Below are 18,624 nucleotides of genomic sequence, written 5' to 3' on the forward strand. Positions count from 1 at the left end.
TTCAAATAATATTATGACTTTATGCTAATTCAAAAACTTTGTGTAATGCATTTAAGGCTTCATGTACATCTTTTGTGTTAACTAAGCACCAAATAGTCATATTAGAATCTGCTGTTTGTAAGACCTCTATATTATTATCATTCAATGCTTGAATGATATTTGCTATAACTCCAGGTATTCCTGTCATTCTCGTTCCTACAACTGCAATTTGGCTACACTCTTCTTTTAAAGTGTATTTTATTTGAATAGCATCTAATATATTTTTAAGATCTTCCTTTTTATCAGCACCAATTGTAAAAACTTGTTGATCTGGAAAAATATTAATTAAATCCAAACTGATTTTGTTAGTAGCTAAAAGGCCTAATATATCCTTATATTTAGGGTTACCAATATTTGAATTAGCACTAATTTTAACTTGTATTCTATCATTCAGATATGTTATACCCGTAATTATTTTTGGATGATTTATATCTCCATTTATATTAATTAAAGTTCCTTTACATTCACTCATTGTATTTTTAATTAATAGTGGAATGTTGTGCTTCATTGCTATATCCACAGCCCTTGGATGAACAACTTTAGCTCCTTGATCAGCTAATTGAAAAACTTCTGTATAGCTTATAACATCAATTAAAGAAGCTTCTTTTACTATCCTTGGATCAGCTGTCATTATTCCGTCTACATCAGTATAGATTTCAATTCTTTCAGCATTGACTGCTGCACCTAAGATTGCCGCACTTGTATCACTACCACCTCTACCTAGTGTAGTAAAATACCCACTTTCTGTTATTCCTTGAAATCCTGTAACTACTGGTACCTTTCCATTTTCCACTAATCTTATTAATTCTTTTGAATTAACCTCTTTATGTTTGGCATCAGAAAAAACATCATCTGTTATTATACCAGCTTGCCCTCCAGTTAAAGGAACTGCATTTACACCATTATTAAATAATTCGTTGCTCATAACTACAGAGCTTATAAACTCTCCACAGCACATTAATAAATCTTGAGCTTGTTTGTTACTATCTTTAAAGTTGCAATCAACTAGTGATAATAAAGTATCTGTTGCATACGGTTCCCCTTTTCTGCCCATTGCAGATACTACAACTATCGGAGAATAGCCTTCCTTTATAGCACCAATTACTTTACTTACAACTCTTTCTCTTCTTTCTTTGGTTGAAACAGACGTTCCACCAAATTTTTGTACGACAATTTTCATAAGAAATCCCCCTTATTTACACTTTTGCTCTTCGTATGTTACGTTCATCTGCATCTAAAATAATAGTTTTTGCCCCAACCTTTTTAACACACTCCCAATCTATTTCTAATATTTCACGGGAGTTTCCAAAAAAACTCATTTTAGATGCAGATGCATCTATAAGTAAGTACTTAATATTCCCTTTGTCATCTATTACCAAATCATTATTTTGAAGATAATCATATTTTTCCCCATCATTAATGTTTATAAGTTCATATCTTTCTAACTCACTTAAATATTTTATATTTTTTTCACCTTGAACATACATAGCTTAACCTCCTAATAATTCATACATAAATTATATGAACTATTAGATAGGTATATGCACAATTAATTATATATTAAAATTTTATATATTTCTACTTTTAGAAAATCCGTCTGCGGAATCAAACACAATACTATCTAATTCGTCTACTAAAACATTAGGCCCTACATAAGCAGTATTGATTATTCCCTTACCAAAACAATTTTTCAAAACATATTCTATATCATTTTTAGTTATATTATCTATTTTTTTAATAACTTCTTCCTGAGTTCTTACTCTTCCTCTAAATAACATAGATCTACAATTAGCAAACATTTTAGAACTCGTACTTTCAAGACCTAAAATATAGTTCGCTTTAATTTTTTCTTTATTAATCTTAAATTCTTCATCGGTTATTCCACACTTTACAAAAGTATCTAGTTCTCTTTTTATAACTTCAAGCGCTTTACTTGCGTGTTCTTTGCTTAATCCTATATATATATTTAAAGATCCTATATTAACATATGGCTGAGCATAAGAATAAATAGTGTAACATAATCCTAATTCTTCTCTGACCTTTTGAAATAATATAGATGAAGCTCCACCACCGAAAATATTGTTTAGTAGAATTAATGCATACCCTCTCTCATCTCCAAAAGGTAAACCATTTAATCCCAAATTAATATGTAATTGTTCTATTTCTTTATTTTTATATATTGAATTTGGTTTAATTTTATTATCTAGAAAAACATCTTCTTTGAATTTTTTTGATTCCCAATTTTCAAAGTATTTCTCTATTAAATTAACCAATTTCTCTTCATCAAAATTACCACATACTGAAACTACCGCATTCTTAGGATCATATTTTTCATTTATAAAATTAATAATTTTATCTCTATTTAAATTCTTTATGCTATTTATATTTCCAAGTATTGGCCTAGAAAGAGAAGATTCTCCAAAGCAAGATTCAGCGTGAATATTTTCTAAAACATCCTCTGGTATATCTTCGTTCATATTTATTTCTTCAATTACAACATTTTTTTCTTTTTCTATTTCTTCATCATTAAACTCTGAATTCAATAACATATCTGATAATATTTCTAAATCTAACTCTAAATGAGAACTTAAACTTTTAATATAATAGCAAGTTATTTCTTTTCCGGTAAACGCATTTAATTGACCACCAACATTTTCAATTTGTGATACAATATCCTTAGCACTTCTTTTCTTGGTGCCTTTAAAAAGCATATGTTCGATAAAATGCGATATTCCACTTACATCTTCCGTCTCATTTCTAGATCCATTTTTAATCATTACTCCAACTGATATAGAGTTTACCCCATCCACCTTTTCGCTTACGATTTTCAAACCATTATTAAGCACAAAAGTCTTTTGCATGTATACCTCCACTTAGTAAAAAAAAGGCAATAAATTGCCCTTTTAACATTAATTATTCTCTTCTTCTTTTTCAGGTAAAGCATCTTTTCTTGAAAGATTTACTCTTCCTTGTTGATCTATTTCAGTTACTTTAACTAATATTTCATCTCCAACAGAAACTACATCTTCAACCTTATTGACTCTTTCTTTTGCAAGCTTTGAAATGTGAACTAAACCTTCTTTGTTAGGTAGTACTTCAACAAACGCTCCAAAAGTAGTAATTTTAGTGACTTTACCTAAATAAACTTCACCAACTTGAACCTCTTTAGTTAAACCTTCAATTATACTAATTGCTTTGTTTACACCATCATGATCTGTTGATGAAACAAATACAGTTCCATCTTCTTTAATATCTATTTTAACTCCAGTATCTTCAATAATTTTATTGATTACTTTTCCACCAGCGCCAATTACTTCTCTTATTTTGTCAGGATTTATTTTTATGATAGATGTTTTAGGCGCAAATACTGATACTTCTTTTTTAGGCCCTGGAATACATTCATTGATTTTTCCTATGATATATACTCTAGCATCTCTAGCATTTTTTATTGCTGTTTCAACAACATTAAAACTTAAACCTTTTAATTTTGTATCTACCTGTATTGAAGTTATACCAACCTCAGTACCAGCAACTTTAAAGTCCATATCCCCAAAGAAATCTTCTATTCCTTGGATATCTGTTAAAACTTCTTCTTCCTTTAAATCTTCTGACGTTATTAATCCCATAGCTATTCCAGCTGCTGGTCTTTTTATAGGAACCCCAGCATCTAATAAAGCTAAAGTAGACCCACAAACTGATGCTTGTGATGTTGAACCATTAGAACTTAATACCTCAGATACTAATCTTATAGTATATGGAAATTCTTCTTCAGATGGTATTAATGGTTCTAAAGCTCTTTCAGCTAAAGCACCATGCCCTATTTCTCTTCTTCCTGGACCTCTTAATGGTCTAACTTCCCCTACACTATAAGCTGGGAAATTATAGTGGTGCATGTATCTCTTTGATTCCTCTTCACCAACACCATCTAGTATTTGTATTTCACTTACTGAACCTAATGTTGCTACTGTCATTACTTGAGTTAACCCTCTTGTAAATAATCCAGTTCCATGTGTTCTTGGTAAAACATCAACTTCACATGTAATTTTTCTAATTTGATCAAAAGCTCTGCCGTCTGGTCTTCTCTTATCTTTTAAAAGCATTTCTCTAACAACTGATTTTTGCATGTTATATAATACTTCTTTAATTGATCCTTCTTGACCTTCATACTTTTCTTGGAAGTTTGCAAATACTTTTTCATTTACATCATCCATAGCTTCATTTCTTTGATCTTTATCTGTTATATACATTGCCTTTTTAACCATATCGCTAGCAAAATCCATAACATCTTTTTCTAATTCTTCATTAACTTTAAATAAAACTGGAATATCTTTCTCTTTTCCAAATTTTGCTCTTGCTTCTTCTTGGAAAGAAATAATATCTTGACATCCATCAAATCCGAACTTGATAGCTTTTATCATTGTATCTTCATCGATTTCATTACCGCCAGCTTCAATCATCATTACTTTTTCTTTAGTTGCGCAAACTGTTAAATCAAGTAAGCTTTCCTTTCTTTGTTCAGAATTAGGATTTAATATGAATTCACCATTAATTAATCCAACCTGAACACCTGCCACCGGAATAGTATATGGTATACTTGAAATCATTAATGCAGTAGAAGCCGCATTAATTGCTAATATTTCAGGTAAGTTATCCTTTTCCACTGAAACTACTGTACATACAACTTGAACATCGTTTCTATATCCTTTTGGGAATAAAGGTCTGATTGTTCTATCTACAGCTCTACCATGAAGTATAGCTTTTTCTGATGGTCTACCTTCTCTTTTTATAAATCCTCCTGGAATTTTACCTACCGAATAAAGTCTTTCCTCATATTCAACACTTAACGGGAAAAAATCTACTCCTTCTCTAGGCTCTTCTGATGAGTTTACATTTGTTAATAAAACAGTATCACCATAGCTAATGAAAGCTGCAGCATTTGATAGCATTCCTAAATCACCAAATTCTACTTTCATTTCTCTTCCAGCAATAACTGTACTTAGTGTGTTCCTCATAAAGGACCTCCCTTCGCACTTGCTTACAAATTTTTTCTAATTTTTTTAAAATAATAGAGCGGTTTTAACCGCTCTAATCAATTATCTTCTTAAACCTAATTTTTTGATTATAGCTCTGTATCTTTCGATATCTTGCTTAGCTATATAGTTTAAAAGACCTCTTCTTTTACCTACCATCATTAAAAGACCTCTTCTTGAGTGGTGGTCTTTTTTGTGTACTCTTAAGTGATCAGTTAACTCGTTGATTCTTTCTGTTAATAAAGCAACTTGTACTTCTGCTGATCCTGTATCTTGAGCATTTTTACCAAACTCAGTGATGATTTCTAATTTTCTTTCTTTGTTCATAATAAAACACCTCCGTAAATTATCCCCATAGCTCCATGTAATGAGATGGCACCTCAAAACATAGGACTAGGTTCGCAATACTTATTATAGCAAAACAATCGAACATTGTAAATAAATTTTATTTTTTATTATAAAGCTCTCTTTTTTTTGCAAAATCTTTATCTTTTTTTAATCTTTCAACTAATTCTTCTATTGAATTGAATTTCTTTTCATCCCTAATTCTCTCCAAGAAAATTAGTTTTAATTCTTTGTCATAAATAATTCTATCAAAATTTAAAATATAAGTCTCAATAGTTATTTTTTCTCCATTCACAGTGGGATTTGTACCAACTGATGTAATACCCTTAAATTTTTCATTATTATATATTACATTTGTATAATACACCCCTTTTTTAGGGATAAGCATATCTTCTGATACTTTTAAGTTTGCAGTTGGAAATCCGATTGTTCTACCTAATTTCTTTCCACCTACTACTACCCCTTCTAAACTATAAGGTCTTTGTAATAATCTCATAGCTTTTTCAACGTGACCATTTTTTAAATAATTTCGAATTCTTGTACTACTTACAACATCATTTTCAACCATTAACGGATCTATTACATATAATTTATATCCATAAACTTTCGATAAAGATTTTAAAAGTTCTAAATCGCCCTTATTTTTATAGCCAAATCTATAATTAAAACCAACTACGATTCCCTTAACTTTATAATTTGCACAAAGTTTTTTTATAAAATCTTCTGGTGGCTCTTTCATAAGGTCCTTAGTAAATTCTTTTAATACAATTTCATCTACTCCAAACTCTTCTAACAGACGAACTTTTGTACTATTATTCATTAGTAATTCTATATCTGAATTTGAAGAAATTATTTTTCTTGGATGATTTTTAAAAGTATATACCATGCTATAAGAATTATTATTTTTTGCTAATGAAACTATTTTCTTTACTAACTCTAAATGTCCTTTATGTAACCCATCAAAACTTCCAAGTGCAATATAATATCCACTTTTCTCATTTCTAATAAATTTGTCCTTTTTATCCATCATTTTCTCCTACAATTAAACAAGTAACTTTTGTAGTTTAAAACCTTTTTTACCTTTTTCACCTAGCCCTAAAAACAAGTCTTCCTCATTATAGACTCTATACAATTGATTTTCTTGTACTTCTTCACTAGTAAGACGTGTATCAAATACATTTACGCCATTTTGAAGTAGCTTAGCATACTTATTTTTAACTGTTAACTTTGGGTACTTACTTAATGCATCATCTATAGATATTACATAATTAAATATATTTTCTTCCGTTAGATCTGCAATATTTATACTATTTTCTTCATCGAACACTGATGTTTTAGTTCTTTTTAAATCAGTCATAACTGCACCAACATTCAAGTATTCCCCAATATCAAAACATAAACTTCTAATATATGTGCCCTTAGTGCAACACACCCTCATTTTAACATACGGCATTTTTATTTCTATATTATCTATACATTTTATATTTACTTTTCTACCTTTTCTTTCAACTTCTATCCCTTGTCTAGCTAGGTCATATAACCTAACCCCATTTTGTTTTAAAGCTGAATACATAGGAGGAACTTGCATATATTCTCCAGTAAATTTTTTTATACCTTCTAATACATCTTGTTTTTTTAGATGACTAGTATCCTTTTGACTAATAATTTTACCTTCTAAATCATATGTATCTCTAACTTCACCAAGCATAAATGATACTTCATAAACCTTATCAGAGTCCATAATATAATCAATAATTTTAGTTGCCTTTCCTATTGCTACCGGGAGAACCCCACAAGCTTCAGGATCTAAAGTACCTGTGTGACCTACTTTTTTAGTTTTTGCAAGTCTTTTAACTATCCTAACAACATCAAAAGATGTCATCCCTTTATTTTTAAAGATATTTATTATTCCTTGCATAATTAAATCTCTTTTCCTATTTCATTTATTAAATTATTTTTAGCATCGACCATCGAAACACCTTTTTGCATAACTCCAGCTGCTTTCACGTGACCACCGCCACCAAATTTTTCAGCTATCATCCTTACATCAACGTCATACTTTGATCTTAAGCTAGCTTTTACGCCTTCGTCATTCTCCTTTAATAAAATTGCTATTTCTACACCTTTTAAACTTAAAAGATTTCCAATAATATCAGATGTATCTTCTTTTTCGCAATCTAATTCTTTTAAAGTTTTTAATGATAATGTTGCTACGGCTAATTTATTATTGAAAACTAAATCAGCTTCACTAAAAGCGTGACCTATTAATTTCAATTTTTTTAAAGATCTATTATCAAATAGACTAATATATATATTTGTATTATTTACTCCGATTCCTATTAAATCAGATGCAATTTGTAAAGTTCTTTGAGTTACATTTGAGTGTCTAAACGAACCTGTATCTGTTATTAAAGATGTATATAAACAAGTACCTATTTCAATTGAATTGGTGTTAGATTTCATTTCATACCCTAGTTCTTTTAAAAGTAAATATACGATTTCTGCAGTGGCACTTGCATTTATATCTACATAGTTTAAATCACCATAATATTCATTAGATATATGGTGATCTACATTTATTAATTTTCCTTTGTAACTAGCAAGTTCTGCTGAAATTCTTTCAACGTTACCGCAGTCTAATACCACTACTAAATCAGTATCTTCTGTAGGTTTTGTAACTTCACCAGTTATTGAAGAAGCTAGAGAAAGAAAGCCCATATTATCAGGAATAGTATCCTTTGAGATAATATAAGCATCCTTTCCTAGTTCTCTTAATGCATTTAAAAGTCCAAGTGTACTTCCTATCGCATCTCCATCTGGTGATGTATGAAATGTTAATCCAATTTTATTTGAATTTAAAATAAAATTTGCTATTTCTTTAAGCATAAATTATTTTTTTGCCTCTTTTATTAACTTATCTATTTTCATCCCATAACTTATAGATTCATCTAACTCAAATATTATTTGTGGTGTAACTCTTAATTTAACTCTCTTACCTAATTCTTTTCTTACAAAGCTCGCTGAACTTTTAAGAACTTTGAAATTTTCTACTTTTTCTTCTTCACTATTTGCAAAAATGCTTACGAACACCTTTGCATAACCTAGATCTCTAGTCACTTCAACTCCAGTAACTGAAATCATCGCTGTTAGTCTTGGGTCCTTAATCTCATTTTGAATAAGATTGCTAACTTCTTTTTTAACTTCTTCGTTTATTCTTCCACCTCTGTAGTTAGCCATTTATATCACCTCGTATTAAAGTTCTTTTCTTTCAATAGCTTCCATAGTATATGCTTCTATAATGTCGCCTTCTTTAATATCATTGAATTTTTCAACATTAAGTCCACATTCGTAACCACTTCTTACTTCTTTAACATCATCTTTAAATCTTTTTAGTGATGCTAAACTTGATTCGAATATAACTATTCCTTCTCTTAGTACTCTTATATCTGCATTTCTAGTAATCTTACCATCAAGTACATAACATCCTGCTATAGTACCAACATTTGAAATTTTATAAGTTTCTCTAACTTCAGCTTGCCCTAACACTACTTCTTTGTATTCTGGTTCAAGCATACCTATCATGGCAGATTTAACATCTTCTATTGCATCATATATTATTCTATAAGTTTTAACTTCCACTCCGTCTCTTTCAGCAGCTGCACTAGCATTACCATCTGGTCTTACGTTAAACCCTATAACTATAGCATTTGAAGCACTTGCAAAAGTAATATCTGTTTCAGTAATAGCTCCAACACCACCGTGTATAACTCTTACTTTAACATCATCAGTTGATAATTTTTCAAGAGATTGTTTAATAGCTTCTACTGAACCTTGAACATCTGCTTTAACTATTATATCAAGTTCCTTTACAGTACCTTCTTTTATTTGATTGTAAAGTGCTTCTAATGAAACTCTACTTCCAGCTTTTAAACTATCATCTTTAGCTTTTTGTTTTCTAAGTTCTGCCATATTTCTTGCAGTTTTTTCATCTTTAACTTGGTTAAATCTATCTCCTGCAGCTGGAACTTCTGAAAGTCCTAATACCTCAACTGGAATTGAAGGACCTGCTGATTTAATTTTCTTACCAGTATCATCAAACATAGCTCTTATTCTACCATAAGTTGAACCAACTAGTATTGAATCACCAACATGTAAAGTACCACTTTGAACAAGTAAACTTGCAACAGCACCTCTACCTTTATCAAGTTGTGCCTCTATAACTGTCCCTTTTGCTTTTCTATCTGGATTAGCTTTTAATTCTAACATTTCAGCTGTTAAAAGTACCATTTCAAGTAAAGTATCGATTCCTTCACCTTGTTTTGCTGAAACTGGAACACAAATCGTATCTCCACCCCAGTCTTCTGCAACTAGACCATACTCAGTTAACTCTTGTTTAACTTTATCTATGTTTGCACCAGGTCTATCAATTTTATTAATTGCAACTACCATTGGAACATCAGCAGCTTTACAGTGACTGATTGCCTCTTTAGTTTGTGGCATTATTCCATCATCTGCAGCAACTACAAGTATAACAACGTCAGTTATTTGAGCTCCTCTAGCTCTCATAGCTGTGAATGCTTCATGCCCTGGAGTATCTAAGAAAGTTAAATCTTCCCCATTAACATTAACAGTATAAGCACCAATATGTTGAGTTATTCCACCTGCTTCTGTTGATGTTACTTTTGTTTTTCTAATAGCATCAAGTAATGAAGTCTTACCGTGGTCAACGTGTCCCATAACAGTTATTATAGGTGGTCTCTTAACAAGATTCTCTTCTAAATCATTATCAACTTCTAGTTCATCTAATTCTTGAGACTCTTCTTTTTTCTCAGCTATAACTTCAAATTTTTCACATACTTTTTCAGCAGTTTCGAAATCTATCTCTTGATTCATACCAGCCATAACACCAGCAAACATAAGTGTTTTTATAACTTCAGCTGAAGGTTTTTTCAACTTTTCTGCTAAATCTTTAACCATAATTGTTTCACCAATCTCGATTACACCTGAATCAGCATTATTTTCTTCTTCTTCATTTTTACTATTCTTTTTAAATCTCTTTTTCTTTTTATTACCTTTATTAACTTCTTCTGCTAATATCTCTTCATACTCATCAACTATAGTTTTCTCTGAGTCTTCAGTTTTATTAGAATCACCTAATAATTCTTTTATTAATTCAGCGTCCTCATCTTCTATTACACTCATGTGATTCTTGACTTCTACACTAAATTCGTCCATTAATAGTTCTATTAAATCCTTTGAACTAATATTTAGCTCTTTCGCTAATTCATAAACTCTAATTTTTGACATACAGTCACCCCCGGTTAAATTTTACATTCTGTAACCTCTTCGTATAGAGAATTAAGTTTATTTGCCATATTTAAATCTAGTACAGCAATTATTTTCACTTCTTCTCTACCAAGGCCCATTCCTAACTCTTCTTTTGAAAAGTCAACAATATAAGGTATTTTTTTCGATTCACAATGCTTTATAAACTTCTTTTTCGAAGATTCTGAAGCATCGTTTGAGATAATAAATAAAAAAATTCTCTTTTTATTTCTTCCCTCATCACATTTATTATATCCTTCTAATATATTACCTGATCTTTTAGCTAAACCAAGAAAATTAAAAAACTTATTCATTACACATCTCTTCTTTCAATCTATTGTATATTTCATCATCAATAGCTATACCTAGATTTCTGCTTAACCTTCTAGTTTTGACAGCATTTTCTAAGCATGACTGAGATTTACAAATATAAGCTCCTCTTCCTGCTTTTTTACCAGTTAAATCAACAGAAACTTCACCTTCTTTTGATTTAACAACTCGTATAAGCTCTTTTTTAGGCTTCATTTCTGAGCAACCAGTACACATTCTTAAAGGTATTTTTTTAGTTTTCATAAAAGCACCACCTATTCAGTTACTTCCTCTGAAACTTCTATTATAGTATCTACTTCTACAGGTTCTATTATAGCATCTACCTCTACAGTTTCTTCAGCAGATTCTATTTCGCTTTCAGCTTGTGACTTACTCTTAATATCAATTTTCCAGTTAGTAAGCTTAGCTGCTAATCTTACGTTTTGACCTTCTTTACCTATTGCAAGTGAAAGTTGATTGTCATCAACTACTACTTTAGCAGATTTATTTTCTTCATCAACTACTACGCTTAAAACTTTCGCTGGGCTTAATGCATTTGCAATAAATTCTTCTGGGTCCTTGCTCCATTTAATGATATCTATTTTTTCATTTTTTAATTCATTAACTATGTTTTGAACTCTAATTCCCTTTTGTCCAACACAAGCTCCCATTGGATCTACAGTTTCATCGTTTGAATGAACTGCTATTTTGCTTCTTGAACCAGCTTCTCTTGAAATACTCTTTATTTCAACAATTCCTTCGTAAATTTCTGGAACTTCTAGTTCAAATAATCTTTTTACTAAACCAGGATGCGTTCTTGAAACGTGAATTTGAGCTCCTTTTGAAGTTTCTTTAACTTCAACTATATAAAGTTTTAATTTTTCATTAAACTTATACTCTTCACCTTTCATTTGCTCATTAGGTCCTATAACACCCTCAAGTTTTCCTAAATTAACAAAAACTAAGCCTTTATCTTTTCTTAGAACAGTTCCCGTAATTATATCAAACTCTTTTTCTTTATATTCACTATATATTATGTTTCTTTCTGCTTCTTTAATTCTTTGAGTTACAACTTGTTTTGCTAACTGTGCAGCTACTCTACCAAAGTTTTTAGGTGTAACTTGTAAATCTACAATGTCATCCACTTCATACTTTGGGTTTATCTCTTTTGCTTCTTCTAAAGAAATTTCAGTTACGTCATCATATACATCATCAACAACAACCTTTTGAGCATAAACTCCAATTTCTCCACTTTCTCTATCTATAACTACTTTAACATTTTGAGCTGCTGTGTATTGGTTTGCATAGTTTTTCTTATATGCAGAAACCATAGCATCTTCTATAGTTGTAAAAATTAAATCTTCACTAATTCCTTTTTCTTTAACGATCTCTTTAAGAGCTCCTATAAACTCTTGGTTCATCTTCATATCCTCCTTTTAAAAGTCCCCTTCTATATTAGCTGATTTTAGTATATCTTTTGGGATATTTACCTCTTCTTCAGCTTGAACTATAATATAATCATCATTTATTCCTTTAAGCATTCCTGTAATTGTCTTAGTACCATTTAAAGCTTTTTTTAGCTTTAATGTAACCTTGCTACCTACATATCTTTCAAAATGTTCATCACAATATAAACCTCTGTTAATACCTGGTGATGAAACTTCTAAGAAATAGCCAACTGAAATAGGATCTACTTCATCTAGCATTTCACTTACTCTTCTAGAAACAGCTTCGCAATCAGTTAATTTTATACCATTTTCATTATCTATATAAATTCTTAAATAATTTTCGCCATCTTCTTTAACAAACTCAACATTATAAAGCTCGTATGATAGCTCATCAGTAATTGGTTTAACTAATTCTTCAATTTCTAAAATTAAGGCATCCTTTTTCATATGTTACCCTCCTTTTCAATATTCAATTTTAGTTTTATTATTACCAATAATACGTTTTTATATTTTTTAAGTAAAAACGCAACTAATAAAAAAGTTGCGTTTCAAACAGAAAGAGCGGGATATACGCCCCACTCTACAATAATCTAGCTATTAGTAATAATCCTTATTTAATATATTAACATATTAAATAAACAATTACAAGTAATATTGTATTTGTCAAGAAAAACTTTCATTTAAAAAAGAGAAAGTTGATTTGTCTCTGACATTCCTTCTAAACAACCATGATTATCTAAAGCCTCTATAACAGTCTTTGAAACTTTAGATCTTAACCTTAAATCTTCTTTAGAAATAAATTCACCATTCACCCTAACCTCTGCTATAGCCTTAGCTGCATTTTCTCCAACTCCCTCTAAAGAATTTAAAGGTGGTCTTAGAGAATTTCCTTCAATTAAAAATTTAATTGCATCTGATTTATAAAGATCTACTTTTAACAAGCTATATCCTCTTTTATACATCTCAAAAGCAAGTTCTAATGAAGTAAGAAGCCCTTTTTCTTTAACTGAAATTGAATTTCCTAAGCTTTCAAGTTCCTTCATTTTTTGATATATAGCAGCCTCACCTTTAGATATTAAATCCGCATCAAACCCATCTGCTCTTACTGTAAAGAATACAGAATAATAGGCTAAAGGATAATATACTTTATAATAAGCTATTCTAACTGCCATCATGACATATGCAACTGCGTGTCCTTTAGGGAACATATATTTTATTCTTCTACAAGACTCCATATACCACTCTGGAACGTTATTTTCTTTCATTACTTTTTCATCTTCTTCATTAAGTCCTTTACCTTTTCTAACCTTTTCCATTATAGTAAATGCAGTTTTAGGTGGAACACCGTTATACATAAGATATACCATAATATCATCTCTTGTTGAAATACAATCTTTTAGTGTAGTATATCCTTCTTTTATAAAATATTGAGCATTATTTAGCCAAACATCAGTTCCATGAGATAAACCTGATATTCTTACTAAATCAGCAAATGTTTTAGGTTGCGTATCTACAAGCATTTGTCTTACGAACTTTGTACCAAACTCAGGAAGCCCATAGCTACCAACCTCACATTCTAGTTCTTCTTTAGTAACTCCAAGTGCATCTGGAGAAGTAAATAAGCTTAATACTTTCTCATCATTCAAAGGGATTTTTTTAGGATCAAGTCCAGTTATATCTTGTAGCATTCTAAGAACCGTAGGATCATCATGCCCTAGAATATCTAATTTTAAAAGTCTACCACTAATTGAATGATAATCAAAGTGTGTAGTTATTATATCAGTATCATTATCATCAGCTGGATGTTGAATTGGACAAAAATTATAAATTTCATTATCTGATGGAACAACCATTATTCCACCTGGATGTTGTCCTGATGTTCTTTTAATTCCTGTACAGCCTAGAGTTAACCTTTCTATTTCAGCGTTAGATTTAATGATTTCTCTTTCATCTAAATACTTTCTAACATATCCATATGCGGTTTTTTCAGCTACAGTACCAATCGTTCCAGCTTTAAATACGAATCCTTTACCAAAGAGAACTTCACAATATTTATGAACGACCCCTTGATACTCTCCAGAAAAGTTAAGGTCTATATCTGGCTCCTTATCGCCTTCAAAACCTAAAAATGTTTCAAAAGGAATATCATGACCATCATGAATATAAGTTGTTCCACAATCTGGACAGACCTTATCTGGCAAATCTGCACCTGAACTTACAGAACCATCTAAGAAAAACTCAGATTTTTTGCACTTAGGACAAACATAATGCGGTGGTAGTCCGTTAACTTCTGTTATATCTGACATAGTTGCAACAAAAGAAGAACCAACAGACCCTCTAGAACCTACAAGATATCCATCTTGCAATGATTTTGCAACTAGTTTTTGTGCAATTAGATATAAAACAGCATACCCATTATTAATAATTGAATTAAGCTCTTTATCTAATCTTTTTTGTATAACTTCTGGAAGCACATCCCCATAAATTGAGTGAACCTTATTCATAACCATATCCCTTATTTCTTCTTCCGCTCCTTCAATTTTAGGAGGAAAAGTTTCATCTGGAATTGGCTTTATCATCTCTATAGAATCTGCTATTAAATTAGTATTTGTTACTACAACTTCCTTGGCTACACTCTCACCAAGATAAGAAAATTCTTTAATCATCTCATCTGTGGTTTTTAAATATAGTGGTGGTTGATTATCAGCATCTTTAAATCCTTTACCCGCCATTATTATTCTTCTAAACGCTTCATCGTGTGGTTCTAAAAAATGAACATCTCCAGTAGCTACAACTAACTTATTCATCTTTTTACCTATATCATAAATTTTCTTATTTAGATCTTGCAATTCGTATTCACTGTTTACAATTCCTTTTTTTAGTAAGAACTCATTATTTAAAATAGGTTGAATCTCTAAATAGTCATAAAATTCTGCTATTTTTACAATCTCATCGTCACTTTTCCCATCTAGTGCAGCTTTAAAAACTTCTCCAGCTTCGCAAGCTGAGCCTATAATTAGCCCATCTCTCATTTCAGATAGCCTACTTCTTTTAGTTCTAGGTCTTTTAAAAAAATTATCTATATGAGCCTCTGAAACAAGTTTATATAGATTTTTAAGACCTTCTTGAGTTTTTGCTAAAATAATAATGTGATAAGTTGGTTGTCTTCTTATATCAATGTTATCTAAGAATTCTTTATTAAGACTTTTTAAATCATAGATTTCTTTTTCATCTTTTAACTTTTCAAAACACTTTAATAAAATCTCCGCTGTAGCTTCAGCATCATCAACTGCTCTATGATGATTTTTAAGTGAAATACCAAGATGCTTTGCAACGATATTTAGTTTTACTTTTTTAAGTTCTGGATAAAGATATCTAGCAAGTGGAACTGTATCTAGCACTGTAAAATCAAATGGCAAATCTAATTCACGACAATTAAATTTAATAAACCCTGTATCAAATGATGCATTATGAGCAACTAAAACAGAATCCCTACAAAAATCTAAGAATTTTTGTAATACACTATTTATTTTTTCTTTTCCTTCTAACATATCATCTGTAATACTTGTTAATTCGATTATTTTATATGGTAATTTTCTTTCAGGGTCAACAAATTCGCTAAACCTGTCAATAACAGTACCATTTTTTATTTTCACAGCACCAATTTCTATTATTTTGTCATTTATAGGGGAAAAACCCGTAGTTTCAATATCAAAAACCACATAAGTGCTATCTAAGTTTTGTCCCTTTTCATTTAATGCTATAGGAACCCCGTCATCTACTAAATATCCTTCTACTCCATAAATAACTTTTATTCCACTCTTTTTCGCTGCACTTTGAGCATCAGGGAAAGCCTGAACAACTCCATGGTCAGTAATTGCTATCGCTTTATGTCCCCATTTAGAGGCACGCTCTACAAGTTTACTCGCAGATGCAATACCATCCATAGTACTCATGTTAGTGTGAAGGTGTAATTCTACACGTTTTTCTTCCGAACCATCCATCCTCTCTATCTTTTTCATTTTAACTATATCACGACCCATAAGAACAACTTCTCTTGCATATGTATCGTAAATAGCCTCTCCACGTACTTTGCAATATAAACCTTTTTTAACATTTTCTAATACTTCTTCTTTATCTTTTTCCTTTAAGAAACACTTAACCGTAATTGAACTTGTATAATCTGTTATATAGAAAGTAAGTATAGTTTTTCCAGTTCTAGTTTCTATAGTTTCTGTTTTAAATACTTCACCAATTATTGCAACATAACCTGAAGTTTCATCAATTTCATCAATCGTAATTGCTTCTTGGCTTATATTTCTTCCTAAAATAGTATTTTCACCTTTAGGTTCTTTTTTGTATTTATTAAAGCCGTTATTCTCACGTTTAGGTTGAACCTTCTTTTCTTCTTTCTTAGTTTTTTCAGAATTGTCACTATTATTTACTATAACTCCACTTAAAATACCACTTACAATTTCTTGATTTTCACGCCTTTTATTTTCTTCATAATTGTCTTCTTCTAAAGATTTATCATAGCAAAGTTCAACTTTTATTTTTTTACCGAAGATATCTTTTATATTATCTGATATTTTCTTTTCAATCCCCTTTTTCTTAATATGGGTTACTATCGCTTCACTACCATAATTTATTTTTATCTTCTCTTCACTTATTTCTCTGTGTTTTGAATATAAAAGATTTTTAGCAAGTGGGTTTTGACTTACTATTCTCATTACAATATCAGACCAATATTTATTTGCTATGTCGGACACATTTGCATCTTTTACATCTTTATATATAAGTAATTCTACATTTATATTTATACCTAATCTACTTTTTATAACATTAACTATATAGTTTTCTTCATCTTCTGTTATTTCCACTTTTGTTTTCAAAATAACCTTTAATAGATTGCTTTTTTTATAAAATTGAAACCTTGTAAGTTTAACTTCTTTATCTAAAATATTTTCTTTTTTACATATTTCAGTATTAAGTTTACTTATAAACTCTTCACTCAAATTTTCTACCTCCTAAAAATACATTGCCCCAAAACTCTCTAGAGTTTTAGGGCAAATAATTTTATAAAGCTTCTATTTCTTTAATTAGTTCTTCGACTAATTCTTCTTCTTTAACTTTCTTTATGATTTCGCCTTTTTTAAAGATTATTCCAACACCTTTACCTCCAGCTATACCAATATCAGCTTCTCTTGCTTCGCCAGGTCCATTTACTACACAACCCATAACCGCAACCTTTATTTTTTTATTGCACTTTTGAAGCCTTTCTTCGACTTCTTCAGCAATTTTAATTAGGTTTATTTCTGTTCTTCCACATGTAGGACAAGAAATGAATTCTATCCCTTCATCAATAAGACCTAAAGATTTTAAAAGTTCTTTTGCTACTTTTATTTCTTCTACTGGATCTGATGTAAGTGATACACGAATCGTATCTCCAATACCTTCTGCAAGTAAAGTCCCTATACCTACAGAAGATTTTATAGTACCTTTAAACACAGTTCCAGATTCTGTTACACCTAGGTGAAGAGGATAATTAACTTTATCATTAATAAGTCTATAGGCCTCTATCATCATTGGAACATTAGATGACTTTATTGATATTACTATATCATAAAAGTTTAACTCTTCTAATATTTTAACATGTCTTAAAGCACTTTCAACTAGTCCTTTTGCGGTAGGTTTTCCATCTCTTTCTAATATGTCTTTTTCTAATGAACCTGAATTAACTCCAATTCTTATAGGAATATTATTTTCTTTTGCCTTTTTAACTACAGCTTCTACTCTATCAATACTTCCTATATTTCCTGGATTAATTCTTAATTTAGATACACCATTATCAATTGCTTTTAAAGCTAATCTATAATCAAAATGGATATCTGCTACTATTGGAAGAGGTGATCTTTTAGTTATTTCTTTAAGTGCATCGCAAGCTACCATATCTGGGACAGCACATCTAACTAATTGACAGCCTTCACCTTTTAATTTATTTATTTGTTCTAATGTTTTTTCAATATCTCTAGTATCGGTGTTTGTCATAGATTGAATTATTACAGGTGATGTACCTCCAATTATTAAATCTTTAACCTTTACCATTCTTTTAATTTTTCTTTCCATGT

General features: G+C 30.4%; 16 protein-coding genes. All 16 read right to left on the reverse strand.

All coding sequences use genetic code 11. The features are described from left to right. Nucleotides 1-19: 19 nt before the first annotated feature. The gene (dapG, locus tag INR60_RS05455; RefSeq protein ID WP_194190467.1) at nt 20-1,219 is read right to left on the reverse strand and encodes an aspartate kinase; all 1,200 of its coding nucleotides are present in this window, start codon (nt 1,217-1,219) and stop codon (nt 20-22) included. Nucleotides 1,220-1,235: 16 nt separating this feature from the next. Then, the gene (locus INR60_RS05460) at nt 1,236-1,526 is read right to left on the reverse strand and encodes a YlmC/YmxH family sporulation protein (protein WP_194190468.1); all 291 of its coding nucleotides are present in this window, start codon (nt 1,524-1,526) and stop codon (nt 1,236-1,238) included. Between the two features lie 81 nt (nt 1,527-1,607). Further along, the gene (locus tag INR60_RS05465) at nt 1,608-2,900 is read right to left on the reverse strand and encodes a M16 family metallopeptidase (RefSeq protein ID WP_194190469.1); all 1,293 of its coding nucleotides are present in this window, start codon (nt 2,898-2,900) and stop codon (nt 1,608-1,610) included. A gap of 48 nt (nt 2,901-2,948) precedes the next feature. After that, the gene (locus tag INR60_RS05470; protein WP_194190470.1) at nt 2,949-5,051 is read right to left on the reverse strand and encodes a polyribonucleotide nucleotidyltransferase; all 2,103 of its coding nucleotides are present in this window, start codon (nt 5,049-5,051) and stop codon (nt 2,949-2,951) included. Between the two features lie 81 nt (nt 5,052-5,132). Next, entirely contained in the window at nt 5,133-5,396 is a 264-nt protein-coding gene (gene rpsO, locus INR60_RS05475; protein WP_194190471.1) for a 30S ribosomal protein S15, read from the reverse strand. Nucleotides 5,397-5,514: 118 nt separating this feature from the next. Further along, nucleotides 5,515-6,444: a bifunctional riboflavin kinase/FAD synthetase gene (locus INR60_RS05480; protein ID WP_194190472.1), complete on the reverse strand. Its 930-nt coding sequence runs from the start codon at nt 6,442-6,444 to the stop codon at nt 5,515-5,517. 12 nt (nt 6,445-6,456) lie between these two features. Next, complete coding sequence (truB, locus tag INR60_RS05485; RefSeq protein ID WP_194190473.1) at nt 6,457-7,332, reverse strand: tRNA pseudouridine(55) synthase TruB; 876 nt, start codon at nt 7,330-7,332, stop codon at nt 6,457-6,459. 2 nt (nt 7,333-7,334) lie between these two features. Next, nucleotides 7,335-8,300 carry a DHH family phosphoesterase gene (locus tag INR60_RS05490; protein WP_194190474.1) on the reverse strand — a complete coding sequence of 322 codons (966 nt, stop codon included), beginning with the start codon at nt 8,298-8,300 and terminating at the stop codon, nt 7,335-7,337. A 3-nt stretch (nt 8,301-8,303) separates the two neighbouring features. Then, on the reverse strand, nt 8,304-8,651 hold the full coding sequence (gene rbfA / locus INR60_RS05495; RefSeq protein WP_194190475.1) for a 30S ribosome-binding factor RbfA: 348 nt from the start codon (nt 8,649-8,651) through the stop codon (nt 8,304-8,306). A 15-nt stretch (nt 8,652-8,666) separates the two neighbouring features. Then, a complete protein-coding gene (infB, locus tag INR60_RS05500) occupies nt 8,667-10,721 on the reverse strand; it encodes a translation initiation factor IF-2 (RefSeq protein ID WP_194190476.1) in 2,055 nt (684 codons plus the stop codon). Nucleotides 10,722-10,735: 14 nt separating this feature from the next. Beyond that, complete coding sequence (locus INR60_RS05505; protein WP_194190477.1) at nt 10,736-11,053, reverse strand: ribosomal L7Ae/L30e/S12e/Gadd45 family protein; 318 nt, start codon at nt 11,051-11,053, stop codon at nt 10,736-10,738. Continuing rightward, nucleotides 11,046-11,312 (reverse strand): RNase P modulator RnpM, encoded by a 267-nt coding sequence (gene rnpM / locus INR60_RS05510; protein ID WP_194190478.1) that lies wholly within the window; start codon nt 11,310-11,312, stop codon nt 11,046-11,048. Before rnpM ends, INR60_RS05505 begins: the two co-directional genes overlap by 8 nt. Nucleotides 11,313-11,323: 11 nt before the next feature. Beyond that, on the reverse strand, nt 11,324-12,469 hold the full coding sequence (gene nusA, locus INR60_RS05515) for a transcription termination factor NusA (RefSeq protein WP_194190479.1): 1,146 nt from the start codon (nt 12,467-12,469) through the stop codon (nt 11,324-11,326). 15 nt (nt 12,470-12,484) lie between these two features. Beyond that, a complete protein-coding gene (gene rimP / locus INR60_RS05520) occupies nt 12,485-12,943 on the reverse strand; it encodes a ribosome maturation factor RimP (RefSeq protein ID WP_194190480.1) in 459 nt (152 codons plus the stop codon). Between the two features lie 233 nt (nt 12,944-13,176). Further along, nucleotides 13,177-17,511, reverse strand: a complete 4,335-nt coding sequence (locus tag INR60_RS05525; protein WP_194190481.1) for a PolC-type DNA polymerase III — start codon at nt 17,509-17,511, stop codon at nt 13,177-13,179. Nucleotides 17,512-17,572: 61 nt separating this feature from the next. Further along, a complete protein-coding gene (gene ispG / locus INR60_RS05530) occupies nt 17,573-18,622 on the reverse strand; it encodes a flavodoxin-dependent (E)-4-hydroxy-3-methylbut-2-enyl-diphosphate synthase (RefSeq protein WP_194190482.1) in 1,050 nt (349 codons plus the stop codon). Between the last annotated feature and the right edge of the window lie 2 nt (nt 18,623-18,624).

Source organism: Clostridium chrysemydis (genome assembly GCF_015234215.1).
Taxonomy (GTDB): Bacteria; Bacillota; Clostridia; order Clostridiales; family Clostridiaceae; genus Clostridium; species Clostridium chrysemydis.

Excerpts from the sequence above, each read along its gene's own strand:
- rimP (WP_194190480.1), bottom strand. The coding sequence starts at position 12,943 with ATGAAAAAGGATGCCTTAATTTTAGAAATTGAAGAATTAGTTAAACCA.
- INR60_RS05470 (WP_194190470.1), bottom strand. The coding sequence starts at position 5,051 with ATGAGGAACACACTAAGTACAGTTATTGCTGGAAGAGAAATGAAAGTA.
- rbfA (WP_194190475.1), bottom strand. The coding sequence starts at position 8,651 with ATGGCTAACTACAGAGGTGGAAGAATAAACGAAGAAGTTAAAAAAGAA.
- INR60_RS05505 (WP_194190477.1), bottom strand. The coding sequence starts at position 11,053 with ATGAATAAGTTTTTTAATTTTCTTGGTTTAGCTAAAAGATCAGGTAAT.
- rpsO (WP_194190471.1), bottom strand. The coding sequence starts at position 5,396 with ATGAACAAAGAAAGAAAATTAGAAATCATCACTGAGTTTGGTAAAAAT.
- INR60_RS05465 (WP_194190469.1), bottom strand. The coding sequence starts at position 2,900 with ATGCAAAAGACTTTTGTGCTTAATAATGGTTTGAAAATCGTAAGCGAA.
- nusA (WP_194190479.1), bottom strand. The coding sequence starts at position 12,469 with ATGAACCAAGAGTTTATAGGAGCTCTTAAAGAGATCGTTAAAGAAAAA.
- dapG (WP_194190467.1), bottom strand. The coding sequence starts at position 1,219 with ATGAAAATTGTCGTACAAAAATTTGGTGGAACGTCTGTTTCAACCAAA.
- rnpM (WP_194190478.1), bottom strand. The coding sequence starts at position 11,312 with ATGAAAACTAAAAAAATACCTTTAAGAATGTGTACTGGTTGCTCAGAA.
- INR60_RS05490 (WP_194190474.1), bottom strand. The coding sequence starts at position 8,300 with ATGCTTAAAGAAATAGCAAATTTTATTTTAAATTCAAATAAAATTGGA.
- INR60_RS05460 (WP_194190468.1), bottom strand. The coding sequence starts at position 1,526 with ATGTATGTTCAAGGTGAAAAAAATATAAAATATTTAAGTGAGTTAGAA.
- truB (WP_194190473.1), bottom strand. The coding sequence starts at position 7,332 with ATGCAAGGAATAATAAATATCTTTAAAAATAAAGGGATGACATCTTTT.
- INR60_RS05480 (WP_194190472.1), bottom strand. The coding sequence starts at position 6,444 with ATGATGGATAAAAAGGACAAATTTATTAGAAATGAGAAAAGTGGATAT.
- infB (WP_194190476.1), bottom strand. The coding sequence starts at position 10,721 with ATGTCAAAAATTAGAGTTTATGAATTAGCGAAAGAGCTAAATATTAGT.
- ispG (WP_194190482.1), bottom strand. The coding sequence starts at position 18,622 with ATGGAAAGAAAAATTAAAAGAATGGTAAAGGTTAAAGATTTAATAATT.